23 protein-coding genes are annotated in these 22,059 nt (G+C 54.0%); 10 read left to right on the top strand and 13 right to left on the bottom strand.

Annotated features, from left to right (window positions below; all coding sequences use genetic code 11):
- Window positions 1-42 precede the first annotated feature (42 nt).
- The 8 genes from TH19_RS16100 to pcaD form a co-directional block, all read right to left on the bottom strand.
- Window positions 43-1,380, bottom strand: a complete 1,338-nt coding sequence (locus tag TH19_RS16100; RefSeq protein WP_114103381.1) for a 3-carboxy-cis,cis-muconate cycloisomerase — start codon at window positions 1,378-1,380, stop codon at window positions 43-45.
- Window positions 1,381-1,528: 148 nt separating this feature from the next.
- Window positions 1,529-2,734: a 3-oxoadipyl-CoA thiolase gene (gene pcaF / locus TH19_RS16105; protein WP_114103382.1), complete on the bottom strand. Its 1,206-nt coding sequence runs from the start codon at window positions 2,732-2,734 to the stop codon at window positions 1,529-1,531.
- 23 nt (window positions 2,735-2,757) lie between these two features.
- Window positions 2,758-3,531, bottom strand: a complete 774-nt coding sequence (locus TH19_RS16110) for a CoA-transferase subunit beta (protein ID WP_114103383.1) — start codon at window positions 3,529-3,531, stop codon at window positions 2,758-2,760.
- Window positions 3,532-3,545: 14 nt separating this feature from the next.
- Window positions 3,546-4,400 carry a CoA transferase subunit A gene (locus TH19_RS16115; RefSeq protein WP_114103384.1) on the bottom strand — a complete coding sequence of 285 codons (855 nt, stop codon included), beginning with the start codon at window positions 4,398-4,400 and terminating at the stop codon, window positions 3,546-3,548.
- 135 nt (window positions 4,401-4,535) lie between these two features.
- Window positions 4,536-5,123, bottom strand: coding sequence for a protocatechuate 3,4-dioxygenase subunit alpha (pcaG, locus tag TH19_RS16120; RefSeq protein WP_114103385.1), 588 nt, complete (start codon window positions 5,121-5,123; stop codon window positions 4,536-4,538).
- Between the two features lie 3 nt (window positions 5,124-5,126).
- Window positions 5,127-5,828 carry a protocatechuate 3,4-dioxygenase subunit beta gene (gene pcaH, locus TH19_RS16125; RefSeq protein WP_114103386.1) on the bottom strand — a complete coding sequence of 234 codons (702 nt, stop codon included), beginning with the start codon at window positions 5,826-5,828 and terminating at the stop codon, window positions 5,127-5,129.
- 5 nt (window positions 5,829-5,833) lie between these two features.
- Window positions 5,834-6,226: a 4-carboxymuconolactone decarboxylase gene (gene pcaC, locus TH19_RS16130; protein ID WP_114103387.1), complete on the bottom strand. Its 393-nt coding sequence runs from the start codon at window positions 6,224-6,226 to the stop codon at window positions 5,834-5,836.
- Window positions 6,219-7,019: a 3-oxoadipate enol-lactonase gene (gene pcaD / locus TH19_RS16135; RefSeq protein ID WP_114103446.1), complete on the bottom strand. Its 801-nt coding sequence runs from the start codon at window positions 7,017-7,019 to the stop codon at window positions 6,219-6,221. The genes pcaC and pcaD overlap by 8 nt, the downstream gene beginning before the upstream one ends.
- Window positions 7,020-7,160: 141 nt before the next feature.
- Between pcaD and pcaQ the strand changes: the two genes are divergently transcribed.
- The 6 genes from pcaQ to TH19_RS16165 all read left to right on the top strand — a co-directional run bounded on the left by pcaQ (window position 7,161) and on the right by TH19_RS16165 (window position 13,185).
- Window positions 7,161-8,102, top strand: coding sequence for a pca operon transcription factor PcaQ (pcaQ, locus tag TH19_RS16140; RefSeq protein WP_114103388.1), 942 nt, complete (start codon window positions 7,161-7,163; stop codon window positions 8,100-8,102).
- Between the two features lie 228 nt (window positions 8,103-8,330).
- Window positions 8,331-9,365 (top strand): TRAP transporter substrate-binding protein, encoded by a 1,035-nt coding sequence (locus TH19_RS16145; protein ID WP_114103447.1) that lies wholly within the window; start codon window positions 8,331-8,333, stop codon window positions 9,363-9,365.
- A gap of 83 nt (window positions 9,366-9,448) precedes the next feature.
- Entirely contained in the window at window positions 9,449-9,946 is a 498-nt protein-coding gene (locus TH19_RS16150; protein ID WP_114103389.1) for a TRAP transporter small permease, read from the top strand.
- Window positions 9,939-11,330, top strand: a complete 1,392-nt coding sequence (locus TH19_RS16155; RefSeq protein WP_114103390.1) for a TRAP transporter large permease — start codon at window positions 9,939-9,941, stop codon at window positions 11,328-11,330. Before TH19_RS16150 ends, TH19_RS16155 begins: the two co-directional genes overlap by 8 nt.
- A gap of 135 nt (window positions 11,331-11,465) precedes the next feature.
- A complete protein-coding gene (locus tag TH19_RS16160; RefSeq protein WP_114103391.1) occupies window positions 11,466-12,131 on the top strand; it encodes a hypothetical protein in 666 nt (221 codons plus the stop codon).
- A 97-nt stretch (window positions 12,132-12,228) separates the two neighbouring features.
- The gene (locus tag TH19_RS16165; RefSeq protein WP_114103392.1) at window positions 12,229-13,185 is read left to right on the top strand and encodes a helix-turn-helix domain-containing protein; all 957 of its coding nucleotides are present in this window, start codon (window positions 12,229-12,231) and stop codon (window positions 13,183-13,185) included.
- Window positions 13,186-13,231: 46 nt separating this feature from the next.
- Here TH19_RS16165 and TH19_RS16170 read toward each other — a convergent pair whose 3' ends face one another.
- The 4 genes from TH19_RS16170 to TH19_RS22775 form a co-directional block, all read right to left on the bottom strand.
- Window positions 13,232-14,050 (bottom strand): ABC transporter permease, encoded by an 819-nt coding sequence (locus TH19_RS16170; protein WP_114103393.1) that lies wholly within the window; start codon window positions 14,048-14,050, stop codon window positions 13,232-13,234.
- On the bottom strand, window positions 14,040-14,813 hold the full coding sequence (locus TH19_RS16175) for an ABC transporter ATP-binding protein (RefSeq protein ID WP_114103448.1): 774 nt from the start codon (window positions 14,811-14,813) through the stop codon (window positions 14,040-14,042). Before TH19_RS16175 ends, TH19_RS16170 begins: the two co-directional genes overlap by 11 nt.
- Window positions 14,814-14,927: 114 nt before the next feature.
- Window positions 14,928-16,004 carry an ABC transporter substrate-binding protein gene (locus tag TH19_RS16180; protein ID WP_114103394.1) on the bottom strand — a complete coding sequence of 359 codons (1,077 nt, stop codon included), beginning with the start codon at window positions 16,002-16,004 and terminating at the stop codon, window positions 14,928-14,930.
- 112 nt (window positions 16,005-16,116) lie between these two features.
- The gene (locus tag TH19_RS22775) at window positions 16,117-16,293 is read right to left on the bottom strand and encodes a hypothetical protein (RefSeq protein ID WP_181846442.1); all 177 of its coding nucleotides are present in this window, start codon (window positions 16,291-16,293) and stop codon (window positions 16,117-16,119) included.
- A gap of 11 nt (window positions 16,294-16,304) precedes the next feature.
- Between TH19_RS22775 and TH19_RS16190 the strand changes: the two genes are divergently transcribed.
- The 3 genes from TH19_RS16190 to TH19_RS16200 all read left to right on the top strand — a co-directional run bounded on the left by TH19_RS16190 (window position 16,305) and on the right by TH19_RS16200 (window position 20,027).
- A complete protein-coding gene (locus tag TH19_RS16190; protein ID WP_114103396.1) occupies window positions 16,305-17,519 on the top strand; it encodes a TIGR03862 family flavoprotein in 1,215 nt (404 codons plus the stop codon).
- A gap of 185 nt (window positions 17,520-17,704) precedes the next feature.
- Window positions 17,705-19,267 carry an MORN repeat-containing protein gene (locus tag TH19_RS16195; RefSeq protein ID WP_114103397.1) on the top strand — a complete coding sequence of 521 codons (1,563 nt, stop codon included), beginning with the start codon at window positions 17,705-17,707 and terminating at the stop codon, window positions 19,265-19,267.
- A 97-nt stretch (window positions 19,268-19,364) separates the two neighbouring features.
- Window positions 19,365-20,027: a hypothetical protein gene (locus TH19_RS16200; protein WP_147250779.1), complete on the top strand. Its 663-nt coding sequence runs from the start codon at window positions 19,365-19,367 to the stop codon at window positions 20,025-20,027.
- Window positions 20,028-20,171: 144 nt separating this feature from the next.
- On the opposite strand, the gene TH19_RS16205 is transcribed toward TH19_RS16200, so the two are convergent.
- Entirely contained in the window at window positions 20,172-20,363 is a 192-nt protein-coding gene (locus tag TH19_RS16205) for a hypothetical protein (RefSeq protein WP_114103399.1), read from the bottom strand.
- Window positions 20,364-20,646: 283 nt separating this feature from the next.
- Here TH19_RS16205 and TH19_RS16210 point away from each other — a divergent pair, with 283 nt between their 5' ends.
- Window positions 20,647-22,044, top strand: a complete 1,398-nt coding sequence (locus tag TH19_RS16210) for an MFS transporter (RefSeq protein WP_114103400.1) — start codon at window positions 20,647-20,649, stop codon at window positions 22,042-22,044.
- Window positions 22,045-22,059: the final 15 nt, after the last annotated feature.

A 22,059-nucleotide genomic window follows, 5' to 3' on the forward strand; every position in this document is an offset into this window, starting at 1 on the left:
GCCGCACAAAAAAGGCTGCCTTTCGGCAGCCTTTTTTGTGTCTTACTCCCGGAAACCCCGCTTTGCAGCGCCCAGAACCCGATCGATAAACAAATCGGATTGCCCGACATAGTTGGCAGGATTGCGCACATGTGCCCAATCAACCGGCGCATCGGTCAGGCTTGGTAATTCGTCAAACAGGTTCGATCCGTTTGCCGCTGATTTGGCAATCGCTTCCTTGACCAGCTTATCGGCAGCATCGCGCCCCAGATGATCGGCAAGGGCAAATGTCGCCGCCTCGGCCAGCATAGCACCACGTGACAATTCAAGGTTTTCGGCCATGCGGTTGGTATTGATCTTAAGGTCGGGGACCATATCAACCGCCTGCGCCAATGCGGTTCCCGCGGCAATGATGATCTGCGGCAAGGTCAGCCATTCCAGAAGCCAGCTTGACCCGCATCGTTCATGATCATGAAGTTGCGATTGGCTGAAAACGCCAAGCTGTCCGGCGTTAAACCGCGCCAGTGTGACAAGCATTTCCGCCTGAACCGGGTTGGATTTGTGCGGCATGGTCGATGACCCGCCGCCCTTGCCCGGCTGCACTTCGGCGATTTCCGATTGCGCAAGCAACACAAGATCCTGCCCCATTTTGCCAAGCGCGCCGGTTAACGCTGTTAACTGACTTGCAAAATCGACAAGTACATCACGCTGGGCATGCCAAGGCATGTCAGAAACCGGAAGATCAAGTTCCTCGGCCAGATTGCTTTCAACCTCGGCGGCCTTCGCCCCGATGGAGGCCAGCGTCCCTGCCGCTCCGCCAAAGGACAGGCGCAGTAAATCAGCCGACAGGCTTTCAATCCGGCGATCAATCCGAACCAAGGGGGCCAGCCATCCGGCGGCCTTAAGGCCAAAGGTCGTCGGAACCGCCTGTTGCGAGCGGGTCCGTCCGATCATCACCGTATTGCGATGATGATCGGCATGAAGCGCCAGTGCCTTGGCCAGTTTGCGGATGCGACGGCGGATAACCCCGATGGCATCGCGCAGACGCAGGACAAGACCGGTATCGACCACATCCTGACTGGTCGCGCCAAAATGCGCAAAACGTGCGTCATCGCCGCCAATTTCGGCCTTCAATGCCTTGACCACCGCCGGAACCGGCACACCGGCACTTGCCGTTCCCGCAGCAAGCGATGCCGGATCAGGATTGAATTCGCGGCAAACGTCGGCGATGCGTGTGGCACTTTCGCCCGGAATCACACCTGCGCGGGCCTCGGCCGCGGCAAGGGCGGATTCAAACAACAGCATCGAGGCAATCTGTGCCTTGTCATCAAACAGGGCGGCAATTTCCGGATCGGAAAACAGATTGCCCAGCAGGGCGGAATCAAAGGGCGAAATCGTCATTATGGGTAATCCACCGCGTAAACAGGTGCAAAATCAAGTTGGTAGTGTCGCGCCGGGGACCAGATTGGTCAATAACGCAAAAAGAAGCCCCTGCCCGTCATCACGGCACAGGGGCATCTTTGATCAGATCGGCAAAGGCCAAGCCGTCCTAGACAGCTTCAAGCGCAATCGCAATACCCTGACCGACACCAATGCACATGGTTGCCAGGGCATATTTGCCGCCAGTACGTTTAAGCTGAAGCGCTGCCGTACCGGCAATACGCGCACCCGACATGCCAAGCGGATGGCCAAGGGCAATCGCACCACCATTCGGGTTCACCCGCGCATCATCATCGGCAATCCCAAGATCACGCAGGGTCGCAAGACCCTGTGATGCGAATGCTTCGTTCAGTTCGATCACATCAAGCTGTTCGGTGGTCCAGCCAAGACGTGCAAGAAGCTTCTTCGATGCCGGTGCCGGGCCAAAGCCCATGATGCGCGGAGCAACACCCGCGGTCGCACCGCCAACAACCTTGGAAATTGGGTTCAAACCATATTTTTTGACTGCGGCCTCGGATGCGATGATCAGGGCAGCCGCCCCGTCATTGACACCCGACGCGTTACCCGCCGTTACCGAACCGCCTTCGCGGAACGGGGTCGGCAATTTGGCAAGGGTTTCAACCGTGGTCCCCGAACGCGGATGTTCGTCGGCATCAACGACAATCGCATCCCCCTTACGCTGGGGAATGGTCACCGGGGTTATTTCCTGACCAAGGGTTCCATTCTGCTGGGCAGCAACGGCCTTTTCCTGTGAACGCACAGCAAAGGCATCCTGATCCGCACGCGAGATATTGAAATCCTCGGCAACGTTTTCACCGGTTTCGGGCATGGAATCCACGCCGTACTGTTTTTTCATCACCGGGTTGACGAAACGCCAGCCAATGGTGGTGTCATAGATTTCTGCATTGCGCGAGAATGCCGAAGATGCCTTGGGCATCACGAACGGCGCACGCGACATGCTTTCAACACCACCGGCAATCATCAGATCGGCTTCGCCGGCCTTGATCGCACGGGCAGCAATGATAATCGCATCCATACCCGAACCGCACAGACGGTTGACCGTCGTGCCGGTCACGGTTTCCGGCAAACCGGCCAAAAGGGTCGACATCCGCGCGACGTTGCGGTTGTCTTCGCCGGCCTGGTTGGCGCAACCAAACACAACATCTTCGACCGCTGCAAAATCCAGACCCGGATTGCGTTCGACAAGCGCCTTAAGCGGCACAGCACCAAGATCGTCGGCACGTACCTGCGACAGGCTGCCACCAAAGCGGCCAATCGGGGTACGGATATAATCGCAAATATATGCGTCAGCCATTTCTAAGATCCTTGTTATTACTCTTACTGCTGACCCGCATGGGCCTTGGCGGTACGAGCATGCAGTTCACGCAGAACCTGCAATTCTTTCTCGGACGGGATCGCAGTTTCGGCGACTTCGTCGGCAAACTCAACAGTCCAGCCGGTATTTTCGATGATTTCTTCGCGGGTTACGCCCGGATGGATCGACGTCACAATGAACTGTTTGCCAACCGGGTGCGGTTCCATGATGCAAAGATCCGTGATCAGACGCGACGGACCCTTGGTATCAACGCCATAGGATGCGCGATCATCACCACCCTTGCCATGACCAAGCGAGGTCACGAAATCGATCTTTTCGACAAAACCGCGTTTGCTTTGCTTCATCACAAGGAAGACTTCGCCACAGCTCGTTGCGATTTCCGGCGCACCGCCACCGCCCGGAAGACGGACTTTGGGGTTATCATAATCACCAATCACGGTGGTGTTGATGTTGCCAAACTTGTCCAGCTGGGCCGCACCAAGGAAACCAACCGAGATTTTACCGCCCTGAAGCCAGTAGCGGAACATTTCCGGGACCGGAACGGTGTTCACAGCGGTTTCGCACAGCTCGCCATCGCCAATCGACAGCGGCAGAACGTCCGGCTTGGTGCCAATCGTACCGCTTTCATAAATCAGGGTGATGTCAGGTGCATGGGTCAGACGGGCCAGGTTACAGGCCGCAGACGGCATACCGATACCAACAAAGCACACATCGTCGTTTTTAAGCGCGCGTGCGGCGGATACCGTCATCATTTCAGTCGGGGTATATTCAACCATGATCTTTTCTCCGCCTAGCCTTTGTTTGCTTCACGCTTGGCCGCGAAATCTTCGGGACCGCCATTCATGACATGTTCTTCGATCCAGGCCTGGAAGGCCTCGCGATCACGGGCAATCGGATCCCATGCCTTGTAAAACGCGTTGTCGCGCTTGTAATACCCCTGCGCATAGGACGGATGTGCCCCACCCGGGATTTCAACAATCGCGGTAACAGCCCAGTTCGGCAGCATCACAGCGTTCGAGGAAATATCGCCGAAATCATCAACGATCTCTTCTACCGTCACGATGGATTTTTTGGCTGCCAGAACGGCTTCTTTCTGAACACCGACAATGCCTTCAAACAGGACATCGCCCTTTTTGTTGGCTTTCTGGGCGTGAACAACCGTCACATCCGGGCGGATCGACGGAACCGCAGCCAGGCTTTCGCCGGTGAACGGGCATTTGATGAACTTGATGTTCGGGTTAACACGGGGCAATTCTGCACCACGATACCCTTTGAACACCGCACATGGCAGACCGGCTGCACCGGCGTCATAGGCATTGGCCATTGCCGCGTGGGAATGTTCCTCGATCTCAAGTTTGTGCGGCCAGTTTTCCTGAACGGCTTCGCGCAGACGATGCAGCGAACCAACGCCCGGGTTACCGCCCCAGGAGAAGATCAGTTTTTTGGCACAACCGGCACCGATCAACTGATCATAGATCATATCGGGCGTCATGCGGATCAGGGTCAGATCCTTGATGCCCTGACGGATGATCTCGTGCCCGGCGGCATGTGGAATAAGATGGGTGAAGCCTTCCATCGAGATGGTATCGCCATCCTTAACGCAGGACGCGACAGCCTCTTTAAGCGACATGAAACGTGCAACCACGGCTAACTCCTGTGGTATCAAACCAAAACATTACTTGTGCGGGACATATGCCCCGGCAGCGCAGGAAATAAGGTCGATGGCTGCGATCGCCGGCTTTCCCCAAAGCAGCGGACGCAGCCATCGCGCCAGATCAACTTACACGTCGAAGAACACGGTTTCCGCGTCCCCCTGCATGTGGATATCGATCTGGTATTCGGTCCCGGTCGGGGTTTCGACACGCTTGGCAATCAGGGTGCCGCGACGATCCGCAGGCACAGATTGCAAGACAGCGTCTTTTGCATTCAACTCTGCCTCATCATCGAAATAGAACCGGGTAAAGGCATGCACCAGCATGCCACGCATGAAGACGATCACATTGACAAACGGGGCTTCGGCATCGGCAACGACGCCCGGCTTGACCGTATCGAACCAGAAGCGGTTTTTCGCATCCGTACCAGTGCCACAACGGCCAAGACCACGGAAACCGGTATCAGCAACATCAACCGGCTTTTCGCTATAAACGCCATCGGCGTCAGCCTGCCAGATTTCGATCATCGCGTCATTGACCGGCGCGCCATTGGCATCAAACACCGTGCCGGTGATGCGGATATGCTCACCCTTGGCGTCCTGCCCGGCAACAACCGGATCGGCAATATCGGTAAAGTCGTAACCGTACTGGCCTGCGGTCAAGCCATAGGCGAAATACGGGCCAACCGTCTGTGAGGGGGTTTCACCATAAGCCATGACTTAATTCTCCATCGGGGTGCCGTTGCGTCCACGCAGGACAATGTCGAACTGATAACCAAGGGCAAAGCCCTCCTCGGTCTTGTCGATCGAGAATTTGGCAATCAGACGTTCGCGGGCAGCCGCGTCCTCGGTACCAAGGAAAATCGGATCAAGTTCAAGCAGCGGATCACCCGGGAAATACATCTGGGTAACCAGACGGGTGGCAAAGCCCGGACCGAACAGCGACAGGTGAATATGGTTCGGACGCCAGGCATTGAAATGGTTGCCCCACGGATAGGCTCCCGGCTTGATGGTATAGAATTTGTAGTTGCCGTTCGCATCGGTAAAGCAACGGCCCGAACCACGGAAATTCGGATCAAGCGGCGCTTCGTGCTGGTCAACCTTGTGGACATAACGACCTGCCGCATTCGCCTGCCAGATTTCGACAAGAATATCGGGCTGCGGGCGACCATCGGTATCCATGACACGGCCATGAACAACAATGCGCTCGCCCTGCGGTTCGCCATTCACAACGCCGTTCTTGGTCAGGTCGAAATCAAGTTCGCGAACGGCCGCCGGGGCAAAACGCGGGCCGGTGCCCTCGGTCAGGCCCGATTTGATGGCAAGCGGAGCACGGGACGGACCACGCAGGATGGTCGATTTGTAACCCGGTGCGATGAACGGGGCGTGGGATCCCCAGTCACGCGGTTTAAAGGTAGACATGTGGCTTATTCTCCCTTGGATGCCGCGTCGATCTCGGCATAGGCTTGTTTGGCAATGCGGAATGCCGTATTGGCGGCGGGAACGCCGGCATAAACCGCAACATGCATCAGGGCTTCACGGATATCATCGCGCGTTGCCCCGGTATTCAGGGTCGCCCGGATATGCATCGCAAGTTCTTCTTCGTGACCAAGACCTGCAAGCAGGGCAATGGTGACAATCGAACGTTCGCGCTTGGTGAATTTGTCGCTTGTCCAGACACCGTTCCAGACATTTTCAGTGATATAGCGCTGAAAACCTTCGTCGATTTCCGTAATGTTTTTCGACGCACGATCCACATGTGCATCGCCCAGAACAGAACGGCGGGTTTTCATGCCAATGTCATACCGGCTCTCAGACAAGGTTCTTCTCCTTGGTAAATCGGTCGATCAACCGGGTCAGCAATTCCGGGGTTTCGATGCATGGCAAATGCCCGACCCCTTCGATCAATTCAAATTCCGCATCGGGGATCATGGCAGCCATTTCGCGCACCACATCTGGCGGTGTCGCCAGATCGTCCGATCCACAGATACATAATGTCGGGACGGCAATTTTGCCCGCCGCATCACGCAGATCACCATCGCGCAGCGCCACACAGGTGCCGATGTAACCGGCCTCGGTGGTCCGTACCAGCATGTCGCGATACATCGCGGTTTCAAGCGGACGGTCCTTGCGGAAAGTCGGCGACAGCCAGCGTTCCATGATGGCATCGCCGAGAACTTCGATCCCGTCGGCCTTGATCGCCTCGATCCGGGTGTTCCAGCCGGCATAATCGCCAAGTTTCGGCGCGGTATCGCACAGGATAAGGCCACGAACGCGTTCGGGCTGCAATTCGGTCACCTTCTGGGCGATCAGACCGCCGACAGACAGACCACAAATAATCACTTCACCCAGACCCAGATAATCAAGCAGTCCGATCAGGTCATTGGCATGCAGCGAAATATCAAATTCCGCATTCCCGATGCCCGAAAGACCGTGACCGCGCTTGTCATACGTCACGATGTTAAAACGCGCAGACAATGCCGCGACCACATCGTTCCAGATGCGAAAATCAGTACCGAGAGAGTTTGAAAACACCAGCACAGGCGCGTCTTTTGGTCCTGTCTGGCTGTAATGGATATGTGTCCCGTTGATCGGGGCGACTTGTAAACTCATGTCGTTTCCACCCTGTTTAATTGCGCCCACATTCGCAGATGGTTTTGGTTATGTAAAATGAGGAATTGCGTATTTTGCATAACTATATAATTATAATTGAAGCGCGATAACTTTGTTCGATAACCACGCGGTCTGGGCACCATGCTTGATCAACGCATTAAATTCCGCCACCTCACCTGTTTTCTGGAAGTTGCCCGTCAACGCAGTGTCGTCAAGGCCGCCGATACATTGGCGATCACCCAGCCCGCAGTTTCCAAAACCATTCGCGAGCTCGAAGAACATCTTGATGCGCGCTTGTTTGACAGATCCAAGCGTGGCGTGACCCTGACCGACTTTGGCAAGGTGTTCTTGCGCTATGCCGGGGCCAGCGTCACCGCCCTTCGTCAAGGGGTCGACAGCATCAGCCAGGTCCGTATGCAAGGCGGCCTGTCGATTAATCTTGGCGTATTGCCAACGGTTGCGGCAAGCGTGATGCCCAATGCCATTCGCCGGTTCAAATCACTCAGCCCCGATACGACGGTCAAGGTCGTTGCCGGTCCAAACATGATGTTGATGGGGCAATTGCGGGTTGGTGAACTTGATCTGGTGGTTGGACGACTGGCCGAACCCGATCAGATGTCGGGTCTTTCATTCATACATTTATATTCGGAACATATTTCACTGGTCGCCCGTCCCGGGCATCCATTATTGACCGATGAAAACCCCGACATCACCCGTATTCGCGAATTCACGGTTCTGGTGCCGCCAAAACATGCCATCATTCATCCCACGGTCGACAAGATGCTGATTGCACACGGGATCGGTGCCCTGCCCGACCGGATCGAAACGGTTTCAACATCATTCGGGCGTGCCTTTACCCGTGAAACAGATGCCATCTGGATTATCTCGAACGGGGCTGTTGCATCCGACATTGCCGAGGGCCATCTGGTGGAACTGCCCATCGACACCAGTGATACATTCGGGCCCGTCGGCCTGACCACCAGAATTGATTCGCCGATCTCGCCACCCGTGGAAATGCTGATCAATGCAGTCCGTGAAGAAGCCACCCGGCATCACGCGACCCATTCGGACATGAATACATAATCGTTTGGTTATGCATATGTGCGGACATATCATTATACATAACCATCTCGTCCCTATTAGATTGTTTCCAATTCGGCATGGCAGAATTGCGCCAGACGCAGTCCATGCCAAAAAAGAATAATAAAAACAATAATCAAGAATCTTGGAAAACTTCGTACGCTAGATGCGCATCGTGGCTGAAACGTTTGTCGAATGCATGAACGCGACAAGACGTTCAAAGGAGGAAGAATGAAACACATCACCAAATTGCTGGCGGGTGCAGCGGTCGCGACCATGGTGTCGTTCGGTGCCCACGCACAGGAAGTTACCCTGACCGTTCACCATTTCCTGGGTCCGAAAGCACCGGCCCAGTCGAAGATGATCGAACCTTGGGCAAAGAAAATCGAAGAAGAATCAAACGGCCGTATCAAGTTTGAAATCTTCCCGTCCATGTCGCTCGGCGGCAACCCGCCGGAACTGTATCGTCAGGTTCGTGACGGCGTTGCTGACATCGTCTGGACCCTTCCGGGTTACACCCCGGGCGTATTCCCGCGCATCGAAGTTTTCGAACTGCCAGGCGTTCACCTTGGTGATGCACGCGCAACCAACCTTGCGATGTGGGACCTGAAAGACGAATTCGCCGAAGACCTTAAAGACGTTCATACGCTGGCCGTACATGTTCATGCAGGTCAGGCGATCCATCTGACGAACAAAGAAGTCCGCACCGTTGACGATGTCAAAGGTCTGAAACTTCGTACCCCGACCCGTACCGGTTCCTGGGTGATTGAATCCTGGGGCGCAGAACCGGTCGGTATGCCGGTCCCGGCTTTGCCGCAGGCACTGTCGCTTGGCGTTGTTGACGGCGGTCTGGTTCCATTCGAAGTTGTTCCGCCGCTGAAACTGGCAGAACTGATTTCCTATTCTGTTGAAGGCGAAGGCGCAAATTCGCGCTTTGGCACCTCGACCTTCCTGTTCGCAATGAACAAGGAACGTTACGAAAGCCTTCCGGATGATCTCAAGGAAATCATCGACCGTAACTCGGGCCGTGATTTCGCAGCAGAAATTGGCGATGTCTTCAACAATGTTGAAGAAGTCGGCAAAAAGATGATCAACGAAGGCAAAGGCCAGGTTGTTCAGCTGACCGCTGCTGAAAAAGCAACCTTCGACGATGCGTCTGCATCGGTTGTTGATCGCTGGATCGAAGAATCCAAGTCCAACGGCATTGATGGCGCGAAACTCGTTGCGGACGCCAAAGCAGCCGTTCTGGCCCATACCGCCAAGTAACTTTTCGTAGTTACTGGAAAATCTTGTGGGGTCACGTATCATATTGACGCGTGACCCTCTTTTTCCCGCTAAAAGTTAGACATATGAAAAACGTGCTATACAAGGCTGCATCCTGGCTTGCCGTTGCTGGCGGCCTGCTTGCCCTGCTGATTGCCGTTGTAACGATTGTCAACGTTACCGCCTTTGGTCTGGACAAAATAGCCCGGCTGTTTGACGCCAACTTCCCCGCCATTATCGGCTATGAAGATTTTGTCAGCATGATCGTCAGCTCGGCTGCTCTGATGTTCTTCCCCTACTGCCAGGCACGTCGCGGTCATGTTGCCGTTGACGTGTTTATCAAAATGTTTCCGGCATGGTTTGCCCGCACGGTTGACGTGATTTCGGGTATTTGCATGACCGCACTGGCGCTGTTCCTTGGTTACATGATGGTCAATGGCCTGATCGAGGTTCGTGGCGACAATACCCTTTCTGCAATTCTCGGCTGGCCGATCTGGCCATTCTATGTTCCGGGCATCATTTCGATGTTCCTGTGGGCCGCGATTGCCGGGGGTCAGATTTTCGAAAGAGAGGCCGATGTCTGAGCGCGAATTAATCGGCCTTGGTGGCCTTGCTGTTCTCTTTTTCGTTCTGGCTTTGCGTGTTCCGGTTGGTCTGGCGATGGTTGGTGTCGGGATCGGCGGCAACTATGTGCTTAGCCTGTTCTTCCCGTTCCTGCGCTTTGACCCGTATCTTCAGCAGTTCAAATCCCTGCTATACGGGATTGTGTCGAACTATGAATTGTCCGTGGTGCCGCTGTTTGTCCTGATGGGCTATCTGGCAAGTCAGGCCAATCTTTCGCGCGATCTGTTCCAGGGCGTGAATGCCATACTCGGCCGGTTCCGTGGCGGTGTTGCCATGGCGGCCATCGGTGCCTGTGCCGGTTTTGGTGCGGTATGCGGATCGTCGCTTGCAACTGCATCAACCATGGGCAAGGTTGCCCTTCCGGAACTTGACCGCCTGAAATATTCGCCGCGTCTGGCAACCGGTACGCTGGCAGCGGGCGGAACACTTGGCATCCTGATCCCGCCATCGGTCGCACTGGTTATCTATGCGGTGACGGTCGAAGCATCGATCATTCAGATGTTCCAGGCTGCGATCATTCCCGGCCTGATTGCCGTTGTGTTCTTTATGGCTGTGATTGCCATTCAGGTCCGCCTGAACCCGTCACTGGCCCCGAAACCCGAACCGATGCCCGCGGCTGAACGCAAAGAAGCCCTTCTGCGTCTGATCCCGGTGATGGTGATTTTCGGATCGATCATTCTGGGTCTGGGTGCCGGCCTGTTTACGCCGACCCCGGCGGCCGGTGTGGGTGTGTTTGCGATCCTTGCCTATGGCGCTTACATGCGCTGGCGTGGCAAGGGTGGCCTGACATGGGCAGGTCTTCGTCAATCGCTTAAGGATACGGCGATCACGTCTTCGATGATTTTCTTCATCCTTTTGGGTGCGGAAATCCTCAAGGGCTTTTTCAGCCGTGCCAACCTCCCGGCCTATATGGCAGAAGCCGCCGCGACCAGCGGCCTTGATCCCTGGCTGATCATGGTTCTGATGTTGCTGGCCCTGATCCTTCTGGGCTGCTTCATGGAAAGCCTTTCCATGATCGTGGTTGTGATCCCGTTCTTCTGGCCTGCCCTTGTTGATATCAATGGCGGGGACTGGGCAACGGCGGCAACGGCAGCCTATGGCATGGGGACCGAGGACCTTAAAATCTGGTTCGGTATTCTCGCGCTCATTGTTGTGGAGCTGGGGCTTATAACCCCGCCGGTCGGATTGAACGTCTTTATCATCAACGCGCTGGCCAAGGGTGTCCCCATGAGCCAGACCTTCCGCGGGGTAATGCCGTTCTTTGCAGCCGAGATTGTCCGTATCCTGCTTTTGATCTTTGTCCCGATCCTGACATTATTCGTGCCCTCGATACTGGGCGGATAACCGCGACAAAGCCGATCTTCAAAGCCCGCCATTTCCGATGGCTGGCTTTTCTTTTTCTCTTGTTCTCTTTACAGCTTCAAACTTAGAATTTCCGAATACTAAAATATAGCAAACCAACACATCAAAGACAGAACAATGAACGTTAAAACTGAATTGAACCAACCAATAATTTTCCGAACAGTCTCGAAAGAAGTCTACTATTCAACTATGGAATGTGGTTCTGTATGGCTCAGGTCAAACCGTTTCTATCAAAAAATAGAAGACATTACTCGTAGAGATGACAAAGAAGGTATCAACACTACACAAACATCATTGGGGTTAAATATTTCTTCGCCAGATTCGCCTCCCGTCTCAATTATAGGAGATGGGCACATTGGATGTGAAATAGTCCCTCACTACATTATGTCAATGCACGGAACCGCTATCAAAAAACAAACACGTGATGAATTTGGAAAATATACCTTAGGAATAAAGAACCTATTCAAGTTATCCATAGAAGTTTGTCATCAAGTATCACAACAAATACCTGTCCACGCATACAGGTATGGGCAAGTTTCCTACCAACACACAGCATTGACAGTCTCTGACAACAGTCAAGGGGCCGCAATCTCTACCGGAGAACTGAGCATAAGATCAATTAATACCGATGCATTAAGAAAACCTCCTATTGAACCATTTACTCTACAAGATGAGTGGAGAATCGTAATTTTCACAGAAGGCTTTCTAGAAGACGACCCCGAAAAACCAATAAAAATCAATGTATCTCCAGAGCATTTCTACGATTATCACACACCAGAATAGAACCTCAAAAATCAATAAGAACTAACAACCTAAGAGGAGACACAGCATCATATTCCATAGTAGATCATTCACAATTTTCTAGAAATGAAGGTCGCTTGTGCGCAACAGTATCCCAATCTACAAACTATATGGCGAACGTGATACCGACTGTGCCGAGACGGTGCCGGACGGGTTCGACTGGGACATAGCCGAGAGACCGAAACTCAGTGATCAGCAACCGGTCACGGAACCGGAATTCTTTCACCTTGAAAGTATCCCGGAACGGTCCCGCCTGCATGACCTGCATATCAAGCCGCATCGTCACACCAACCTGTTTCAGCTTCTTTATATCACCGCCGGTCATGCCGAGATCAGCTTTGATGATCAGCACCTGACCATGCAGACCGGACAACTGATTACAGTCCCGCCGGGCACAGTGCATGGCTTTAAATTCAGTGATGATATTGATGGCTGGGTGATTTCACTGACCGATTATCATCTGCAGCAAATTCTGGCCCCTGCCCCCAAATTGCTGGCCCGCCTTGATCAGGCAATTTGTGTTGATACCAATCTCGCCGATGACCAACCGGCAACCGGACCGGCCGATTTTCTGATATCGCAACTGGCGCGTGAATATTACAGCCACAATACCGGACGCCTGTTTGCCCTGCGCCATATTCTTGGGCTGCTTTTGCTTGATATCGGGCGCACCGCCCCACAGGGCGACCCCGCCCACCTGTCACGGCAGGAACTGAAAACAGCAAAGTTTCGCAAATTCCAGATGCTGGTCGAACGGTTTTACAAGCAGCATAAATCGCTTGAATTCTATGCCCGTGAAATCGGCGTGACCACCACCCAGCTTAACCGCATCGCCAAGGATATCTATGGCATGACCGCAAGCGAAGTGGTGCAAAACCGCCTGATGCTGGAAGCCAAGCGCACCCTGATCTATACCGACATCGCCATCCAACAGATCGCCGATGAACTGGGTTTTCGCGATGCCGGATATTTTTCACGCTTCTTTGCCAAGAAGGCCGGAATACCCCCGGCTCAGTTCAGGAACAATCACCGATAAAAAAAGCCGGGCAAATGCCCGGCTTTTCCATGTTTCGTGCAATGGCCTAGCGCCAGCCAAGCAACCAGCGATCAAGCCTGCCAAGCAACCAGGATACACACAGCCCCAAAAGTGACAAAACCACCACACCGGCAATCAACTGATCGGTCTGGTAAAGCTGACCGGCGGCAAGGATCAATGCGCCAATGCCATATTGCGCCCCGATCATCTCGGCTGCGATCAAAAGGATAATCGCGATCGAGGATGAAATACGGAAACCCGAAAGGATGGTCGGCAACGCACCGGGCAGGATGATCTTTCGGATCACCGACCACATCGGCATGTCAAAGCTTTGCCCCATGCGGATCAGATTGCGCGCAACGTTATCGACCCCGCCAAACGTATTGATCACGGTCGGAAAAAACACGCCAAAGGCAATGGTCGCAAACTTTGACGGCTCGCCAATGCCAAACCAGATGATAAACAATGGCAAAAGCGCGATTTTCGGGATCGGGAACAGCGCCGATACAAGTGCCACACCGGGCGAGCGCGCCCAGGTAAACATCCCCACCATAAACCCGACAACAAGACCCGCAACCGTCCCCAATATCCAGCCAACGGCAAGACGTTGCAGGGACGCGCCCAGATGACGCCAAAGATCACCCGACACAATCAGCTTCCAAAGGGCTTCGGCCACGGCAACCGGGCTTGGCATCGCAAGGTCGGAAATAAACCCCGTCGATGATCCAAGTTGCCAAAGGACAATCACCACCACAAAACTTGCCCAAGCCGCAACCGGGTTGGCCTTGGGGTTAAAGCCGGTGGCGCGGAAACGGACCTTGTTATCCGCGTTTTCAGAACTGCTGTTTGCAACATCACGCGACATTTTCAAGCTCCTTATCCGCTGCAATCGCCTCGTCCCGGATCAGGTTCCAAAGTGCGCCTTCATGGGCAACAAGTTCGGGCAGACCTTCGCGGCGGTCCTGGATCGGGATATCAATGCTGTGGATTTCCTTGATCGTGCCCGGACGGCGGCGCAATGCCACTACCCGATGGGCCAAACGCACCGCTTCATTCAGGTTATGGGTAACATAAACTGCGGTCATGCCGGTGCGCGCAAACAGATCGGAAAACTCGTCAAGCAACAGAATGCGGGTCTGGGCATCAAGGGCCGATAAGGGTTCATCCATCAGCAACACTGCCGGGCGCACCGCAAGGGCGCGGGCAATGCCAACACGCTGCTTCATGCCGCCTGAAAGCTGCTTGGGAAAGGCATCGCGGAAATCGGACAGATTGGTTTGCGCCAGAACTTCTTCGATCCGGGCATCGCGTTCGGCCCTGGACAGTGGATGATCTTCCAGCACCAGACTGATATTGCCCGCAACCGTGCGCCAGGGCAGCAATGCGAAATCCTGAAACACATATGTCAGCGGGTTAAGGCACCCTTCGGGTTTTGCCTGATCATCAATCAGAACCTCGCCCGATGTCGGGGCAAGCATTCCGCCAATGATCGACAACAATGTCGATTTCCCGCAGCCCGAAGGCCCAATCAGGGCAACGACCTCGCCCGGTTCAATCGTCAGATCAATGTCGCGCAATGCTTCGACCTGATCGTAACGATGGCTGACATTTTTGATGGTAAGCCGCATGGCCAACTCTTTGGATAATGAAACAACAGGGATGACAGTTTTGGAAAACGGGTTTTCCAAAAGACAACCGGGCCGAACACGGATGTTTCGGCCCGGTTTGAAAATCACATCAGCTTACTGACCAAGGGGTGCGATGAAGCTGGTATCGATGAATTCATCAGGATTGGCACTTGCATCGACAAAGCCGCGATCCTGATACCATTTGACCTGTGCCTTGACGTCTTCGACATCAAGTTTGCCTTCCTCGGTAATAAACATCGCTCCATTACGGATTTTCGGATAGGCCTTCTCTGCCGGGTCTTCGGCATAGACATATTTGTGAACGATTTCGAGGATCTCGTTCGTGCTGTCGCTTTCAATCAGCTTGCCATCCGCATCGGTCGCCAAAAGGCCAGCACGGTAATCGGCAACGCCTTTCTGATAGGCACGCACGAATTTCTCGACCACGTCACGGCGTTCTTCAACATTTTTGGTCGAGGTAAACAGACCACCGACCTGATAGGGAACGTAGTCCTTGACCCAGCCAATGATATGCGCGGCACCGGCATTTGCCAGCGGTTTGGCGATATGCGGGACGATGATCATGCTGTCGACCTGACCGCTTTTAAGCGCGCCGATCATGTTCGGAACGGACTGAAGCGGCTTCAACTCCATGCTTTCGATATCAACACCGGCCTTTTCGGCAACGTTCCCGATCATGTAATGGAAGGATGAACCAACCTGCGACAGAGCAAAGCTGTGACCGCCAAGCTTATCGACCGAGGTCAGACCGGCATCAAACGCCGCGTTCGAGGCCAGAATGGCCGAACCGTCATAACCCGGTTCTTCATGAAGCTGTGCGCCAATAACCTTAAGCGCACCTTTGCCCGCAAGGTTAAAGAACCCGCCGGTAAATGCCGTGACACCAAAATCGGCATCACCCGATGCAATCGCGACCGAAACCGGCTGTGCCGCACGGAAGAAGGTCAGTTCGGCATCAAGGCCCTCGGCCTCGAAATAGCCCTTTTCCTTGGCGATAAACAGCGGCGAGCTTGATACGAATGCCAGCGTCGCAATATTGATTTTATCAGCGGCCTGCGCGGCACCCGGCCCGAATGAAACGGCACCAAATGCCATGGCGCCAAGGGCGGTTGCCAACAGGGAACGACGGGTGATCGCACCGATCCCCTTCACCAGATCGTAAGAACGCATGTTTCCTCCTTCAGATGGTCTTTTGGTTTGTTTGCCTCTTCTGATTTTTTGTTAGCCGAATTACCGATAAATTGCCAATGTTTGGCGCAAAGCACGCGAAAAAGGGTTGATTTCACCTCTTAGCACCACATTCATGAAATGATATTTCATCATAAACTGAAACAGGCGGCAAATCCCCGGCACCAAAGCCCCATATTTGGTTGAGACCGCTGGCAAATTGCCAAAAGCCCCGCAAATCGTTATTACCAACAAACGCTTTGTCCTGGCCCAACCAAACCATCAAAGACATCAACGGCATCCATGACCCAAACCAACGCCCTGCCCGCCAATCCAGCCAAGCCCGCCCCCAATGGCAAAACCGCCATGGTGATTGGTGCGGGCCCGGCCGGTTTGATGGCGGCTGAACGGCTGGCCGGGGATGGTTATGCGGTCACGATCTATGAAGGCATGCCAAGTGCCGGGCGCAAATTCCTGATGGCGGGGAAATCCGGGCTTAACATCACCCATGGCGAGGATCTGGAAACTTTCCTGACCCGTTATGGTGCATCGCGTGAACGTCTTGAACCGCATTTGCGCAAATTCGGCCCCGATCAAATCCGGCAATGGTGTGCGGGGCTTGGTGTTGAAACCTTTGTCGGGTCTTCGGGCCGGGTTTTCCCGACCGCAATGAAGGCAAGTCCGCTTTTGCGGGCATGGTTGCGACGCCTTGATGGTTTGGGCTGTGTGATCCATTACCGCCATTACTGGACCGGCTGGAACGATGCCGGTCAGGCGGTTTTCAAAACAACCGATGGCGATGTAACAGTACAGGCCGATATCACCATTTTGGCCCTTGGCGGCGGAAGCTGGAAACGGTTGGGCTCGGACGGCAAATGGATGGATATCCTTGTTGCCGCAGGCATCAAGTGCAACCCTTTCAAACCGGCCAATTGCGGCTTTGATATCGACTGGACGGATCATCTGATCGATAAATGTGCCGGACAACCGGTCAAGGCCGTGACGCTTGCCTGTGGCGACCAGACTGTACGCGGCGAATTCGTAATTTCCAAAACCGGGATCGAGGGCAGTGCGGTTTATGCCATATCCGCGACGCTCCGCGATCAATGGCTTGAAACCGGCGTCGGAACCCTCACACTTGACCTCTGCCCCGACCGCACGATTGAAGACGTCACCACACGTCTTGCCAAACCGCGCGGCAAAAACTCGCTTGGTAATCATCTGCGCAAAACGCTTGGCCTTGATGCCACCAAAACGGCCATGATCTTCGAAGTCACCCAGCGCGACATTCAAAACGATCCGGCCAAACTGGCAACAGCGATCAAAAACCTCGCCCTTAAAATCAAAAAGCCCCGCCCAATCGACGAAGCCATCAGCACCGCAGGCGGTGTGGCATGGGAAGAACTCGACGAGAATTTCCAGCTTATCAAACGCCCGGGCACCTATTGCCTTGGCGAGATGGTCGATTGGGAAGCCCCGACAGGTGGCTATTTGCTAAGCGCCTGCCTGTCGTCATAGCCGCCATTTCCGGCGCACCGCCCCTATGTGACTGTAGACACAGTTAAAACGTCGAAATTCATTTGACCATACATTCGGTTAGGTTTTACCTTTTCAACCATAATGCGCTGCACAAATCGGTTTTCACAACATTACCGGATTGAGCACAAACATTCTGGGCCAGACTGGTTGGGGGAACCACATTGATGCAGTCACTTTTGCGCGCGGCATTTGTCGTTGCGGCACTCGGATCGCTTTCTGCCTGTGTGACGGAAGAACGCGCTGAATACACACAAAACATGGCACTGTACGGCACCAATCCGTATATCGAAGCGCCCCATGTCAAAGACCTTGAACGACGGATCGACAAGATCGTTATGGCAAACCGGATGATCGGTCCGGAATACCAGACCCGGTTTGACCCGCGCAACAAGGCCATCCTTGATAACTTCAAGGATCTCTATGACCACAACGAACTTGTAGCCGATATGGCCTTGACCCGGGTCGATTTCGAAACCGCGGTGACAAGCCTTTATCCGGTTATCGGATCGGATAAAGGCTGTGAAATCACCGACAAGGAGGGCTATTTCTTCAATCAGGACGATGAACCAACCCGTTTTGACTGGCAGTTTGTCAATGGCAGTTGCCAAAACGGTTTGGCCCACGGCGTTGGCAGACTTCGCGCAGCACAGTCAGACGCCATATTTGTAGGCGAGTTTGATCAGGGTGTGATGACCAGTGGCATCTTCACCATGAAACGCAAAGACGGTCGTCGCACAACCCAGATTGGCGGCATCCCCGGTGAAAACCACAACGCCCGTATACTCACCACACAAACGCGACCGGATGGCTATCAATGGCATCTCTATGGCGATTTCAATGACCGCGGCCAATTTGACGGCTTTGGCATGAATGTCTGGGGATATGTCAACCTTCTGCATGTGCATCAAGTTGGTCAATACAAGGCCGACAAGCTCGAAGGTTTTGGCGCAAAGCAGCTTGAACGCGATTATGCCGACGGTTCCATCTGGCACGTCTGGATCGGCTTTTATCATGATGGCAGCCTGAATGGCTGGGGCGCCTGGTCAAACACCGCAAACGGCACAACCATCGGGCAATGGAAAGATGGCACACTTAACGGCGTTGGCTACACGACAGACATGGATGTCGCAAACTCGATGCATGAGTTTTACGCCGGCCCCTATGTCGATGGCGAACGACACGGTTCATTCCGGAAAACAACACATGGCATTTTCGGCGAGAACGAAGGCGTTGTAACTTACGACCGTGGCGTCTGGGTCGATGCTGTTGGCAGCGACTTCGATTTCGGCAAGGTCATTGCCTTGACCGCCGGTGCCGTTGCCATCGGCTCTGCCGATATTGATGCCACCTCCATGGCCGAAATCGGCGGCGCATTCGCAAGTGATATCCTCGGTGAAACCGGCGGCAGCAACATGCGAAACCTGCAAAGCGCCTATAACTCCCGGCTTAGCAACCTGTCCCTGCCCGCTTCAAACAATGTCGGTGGCACAGGTTCCTCAACGGGCACAAGCACCGTTGCAGGGGAAAAGCTTAAGGAATTTGATACCACAATCACCTGCCCGGATACGGGCGTGACAAGCGATATCACCATCCCCTACCGCACAGAGGCCTGCCGGGTCGCGGCACTTGATTTTGCAAAAACATTCTCGTGCAACAAAACAGATCAGGACCGCGTCGTCCAAAACTGCCAAAGCGCCTGCGGCCATCCGCAGTGTTTGGAGCAATGACTTTGCCCAAATTTAAACCTGTCTCTTTATGCTTGGCAGAGAGCATCAATTCGAAATAACGGGAGCTCCCAAAGTGCACCCAAAACGAAGAGCAGCCTTGCAAGACTTGCTTTGGCTTCGAGGCCGTAGCGCTCAGCTATCAAAAGGGTTGGCTACTTTTGATAGGAATTATGAGGACCCGAAAGTCATTCTTGAGGCTGTAATGCTTCAAACGTTACTCCTGCGCTTTATGAAAGGATACATCTCGGCTCAAGAGATCGCAGACTGGGCAAATCTGGTCGAATGTAGCGAAGACTTGGAGTATGAGGCTGCATACGCAGAGCAAATTGACACAATTGTTCAGGCTCTCGCGAATTCCGAAATCAACAATCCAATAGATAAGGACTTGTGTACCGAGTTTTTGACTTGGCTGGAGAACAAGTGCTTAAAAGCGAATGTCGATGAGATTGCGATCAAATCTGAAATCCTTCGCTTATGTATTCTGGTGAAATCCGAACAAATAGATTTGATAAATGCGTGTCGGACAATTGTATTTTTGGGTAATCAGTTGCAAAGCTCTAACTTGGAGTTATTACTGCCATTTAAAGGCGTAGCCTCTGAATGCGATGCCTACCCAACCTCCACTAGCAATCACTTGTTTTCCCGCGACTATGTCGAAAAATCTACTATTGAAATGAAAGTGTATGTTGGAGAAGTCCGTGCGTCGGTGCTAGAGGCCTGCGACATAGTTATTAATGAGTACAGTCGCTCTCAGCATTAGATCCCAGACATCTCATATGCAGGGCAAATTCTATCGAAAAAGCCCGTCGTCGGAAAATAGCTACTGATAGACATTCATCCGCATCAATGTGGCCGTCCAATGCAACCCACATCATGAAGTTGGAGTTTAGAACAGTATCTGTTCCTAATGACAATGCACCGTCCCCGCTTTGCGATCCATATGGCAACACTGCCCCGGCGGGGAGCTTTTGCGGCAGCCGCCGCCATGTTCGATCAGTTGATCGACGATTGCCGGTTCTGATCCGGCTTGCGCTGGCATGGGATGCGCCCCGAACGTAATCAGCGCGGCGATAGCAAGAATCACTGGGGTTTTCATATTCCATCCTCCCTGTTCATCTCCTTGATGTTACGCCCCTGCGGCACGTCTCGAAACTATCTGAAAGAGCAGGTTTGAGAATATAGTTGACACAATCAACCACTTTCATATAGTTGATATAGTCAACCAATTAAGTTTGCGGATGCAGAGGTCTTATCGCCCCATTCCCCCGCCTCTGTATTCGCCCCGCACCCCTCGCGTATCACCGAATTGCGCAACGTTTTGCCGTCCGCTTGGAATGTGTCGTGTTGCACCGTTATTAGTCTGAAAGTGAAATCGCCCCATGAAGATTTCGACCACCATTTACCCGGATGGATTGCCAAGCCCGCGGGCCGGGTTTGCCGCCATTGCGGTGTTGCTGACCATCATGATGGCCGTGCTGGATGGTACGATCATGAATGTCGCGCTGCCGATCATTGCGCAGGATCAGGGCGTTTCACCCGCCCATGCCATCTGGGTTGTCACCGCCTATCAGTTGGCCATCGTCGTTGCACTGTTGCCGCTTGCCGCCCTTGGCGAGGCCATCGGGTTTCGCAAGGTTTATCTGAGCGGGATTGCGATTTTCGGGATTGCATCGTTTCTGTGCGCCATGGCCCCGAATATCGAAATCCTGACCGCAGCCCGCGTGTTGCAGGGTCTTGGTGCCGCCGCACTGATGAGCATCAATGGTGCGGTCATGCGCCATATCTTCCCGCAGGCCAAGCTTGGCCGGGCAATCGGCTGGATCGCCATGACGGTTTCGGTATCGGCCGCAGGCGGACCGACCATCGCATCGGCCATTCTGGCGGTTGCAAGCTGGCACTGGCTGTTTTTGATCAATGTGCCGATTTCGGTACTGGCGATCATTGTCGGTTATTTCACCCTGCCCTTTAACGCGCCAAGCCGCACCCGGTTTGACTTCATCAGTGCGTTTTTGAATGTACTGACCTTTGGTGGTCTGATTTCGGCCCTTGGCAATGTCGGCACCGAAAGCAGCCCGGCCCTGATCACCGCGCAATTTGCCATTGCGATCATTGCCGGTGCGTTTCTGGTGCGTCGTCAATTGTCAAAGGATCGGCCGATGTTGCCGCTTGATCTGTTGAAGCTGCCGATTTTTGCATGCTCCATCGGGTCATCGATTTGCGGTTTTTGCGCCCAGATGATTGCGTTTGTCACCCTGCCTTTCTATTTCCATGACGTGCTGGGTTATAGCGCGACCGTCACCGGGCTTTTGATGACGCCATGGCCGCTTGCCACCGCGGTTGCCGCCCCCGTTGCCGGACGCCTGGCCGATCAATATTCGCCGATCCGTCTGACCGGGCTTGGCATGATGGTGTTTGCCATCGGGCTTTATGCCGTCACCTTTGTTCCGGCGGGTGGAAGCTATGTCGGGATCATCGCCGCCCTTGCGGTATGCGGCATCGGGTTTGGACTGTTTCAGGCCCCCAACAACCGCCTGATGCTGACCAGTTCGCCACGCGAACGTTCGGGCGGTGCCAGCGGGATGTTATCGACCGCACGCCTGACCGGGCAATCGGTTGGTGCGGCCCTTGCCGCGATCCTGATTGGCACCGGCGGCGGGTTTGAGCTTGATACCATCATGATGGTGGCAAGCGGTGCGGCCCTGGCATCGGCCCTTATTTGCGAAGGTCGTCGCCATGCCCTTCGTACCGGGCGCATTGCGGCCCCGGCTGGCCTGTAAGTTTGAGAAAGAGCG

This window comes from Thalassospira profundimaris (assembly GCF_003326675.1).
GTDB lineage: Bacteria > Pseudomonadota > Alphaproteobacteria > Rhodospirillales > Thalassospiraceae > Thalassospira > Thalassospira aquimaris.

What these genes read in the sequence shown, in the direction of transcription:
- TH19_RS16100 (WP_114103381.1), bottom strand. Translation starts at nt 1,380, where the DNA reads ATGACGATTTCGCCCTTTGATTCCGCCCTGCTGGGCAATCTGTTTTCC.
- pcaF (WP_114103382.1), bottom strand. Translation starts at nt 2,734, where the DNA reads ATGGCTGACGCATATATTTGCGATTATATCCGTACCCCGATTGGCCGC.
- TH19_RS16110 (WP_114103383.1), bottom strand. Translation starts at nt 3,531, where the DNA reads ATGGTTGAATATACCCCGACTGAAATGATGACGGTATCCGCCGCACGC.
- pcaG (WP_114103385.1), bottom strand. Translation starts at nt 5,123, where the DNA reads ATGGCTTATGGTGAAACCCCCTCACAGACGGTTGGCCCGTATTTCGCC.
- pcaH (WP_114103386.1), bottom strand. Translation starts at nt 5,828, where the DNA reads ATGTCTACCTTTAAACCGCGTGACTGGGGATCCCACGCCCCGTTCATC.
- pcaD (WP_114103446.1), bottom strand. Translation starts at nt 7,019, where the DNA reads ATGAGTTTACAAGTCGCCCCGATCAACGGGACACATATCCATTACAGC.
- pcaQ (WP_114103388.1), top strand. Translation starts at nt 7,161, where the DNA reads ATGCTTGATCAACGCATTAAATTCCGCCACCTCACCTGTTTTCTGGAA.
- TH19_RS16145 (WP_114103447.1), top strand. Translation starts at nt 8,331, where the DNA reads ATGAAACACATCACCAAATTGCTGGCGGGTGCAGCGGTCGCGACCATG.
- TH19_RS16150 (WP_114103389.1), top strand. Translation starts at nt 9,449, where the DNA reads ATGAAAAACGTGCTATACAAGGCTGCATCCTGGCTTGCCGTTGCTGGC.
- TH19_RS16155 (WP_114103390.1), top strand. Translation starts at nt 9,939, where the DNA reads ATGTCTGAGCGCGAATTAATCGGCCTTGGTGGCCTTGCTGTTCTCTTT.
- TH19_RS16160 (WP_114103391.1), top strand. Translation starts at nt 11,466, where the DNA reads ATGAACGTTAAAACTGAATTGAACCAACCAATAATTTTCCGAACAGTC.
- TH19_RS16170 (WP_114103393.1), bottom strand. Translation starts at nt 14,050, where the DNA reads ATGTCGCGTGATGTTGCAAACAGCAGTTCTGAAAACGCGGATAACAAG.
- TH19_RS16175 (WP_114103448.1), bottom strand. Translation starts at nt 14,813, where the DNA reads ATGCGGCTTACCATCAAAAATGTCAGCCATCGTTACGATCAGGTCGAA.
- TH19_RS16180 (WP_114103394.1), bottom strand. Translation starts at nt 16,004, where the DNA reads ATGCGTTCTTACGATCTGGTGAAGGGGATCGGTGCGATCACCCGTCGT.
- TH19_RS22775 (WP_181846442.1), bottom strand. Translation starts at nt 16,293, where the DNA reads ATGTCTTTGATGGTTTGGTTGGGCCAGGACAAAGCGTTTGTTGGTAAT.
- TH19_RS16190 (WP_114103396.1), top strand. Translation starts at nt 16,305, where the DNA reads ATGACCCAAACCAACGCCCTGCCCGCCAATCCAGCCAAGCCCGCCCCC.
- TH19_RS16195 (WP_114103397.1), top strand. Translation starts at nt 17,705, where the DNA reads ATGCAGTCACTTTTGCGCGCGGCATTTGTCGTTGCGGCACTCGGATCG.
- TH19_RS16205 (WP_114103399.1), bottom strand. Translation starts at nt 20,363, where the DNA reads ATGAAAACCCCAGTGATTCTTGCTATCGCCGCGCTGATTACGTTCGGG.
- TH19_RS16210 (WP_114103400.1), top strand. Translation starts at nt 20,647, where the DNA reads ATGAAGATTTCGACCACCATTTACCCGGATGGATTGCCAAGCCCGCGG.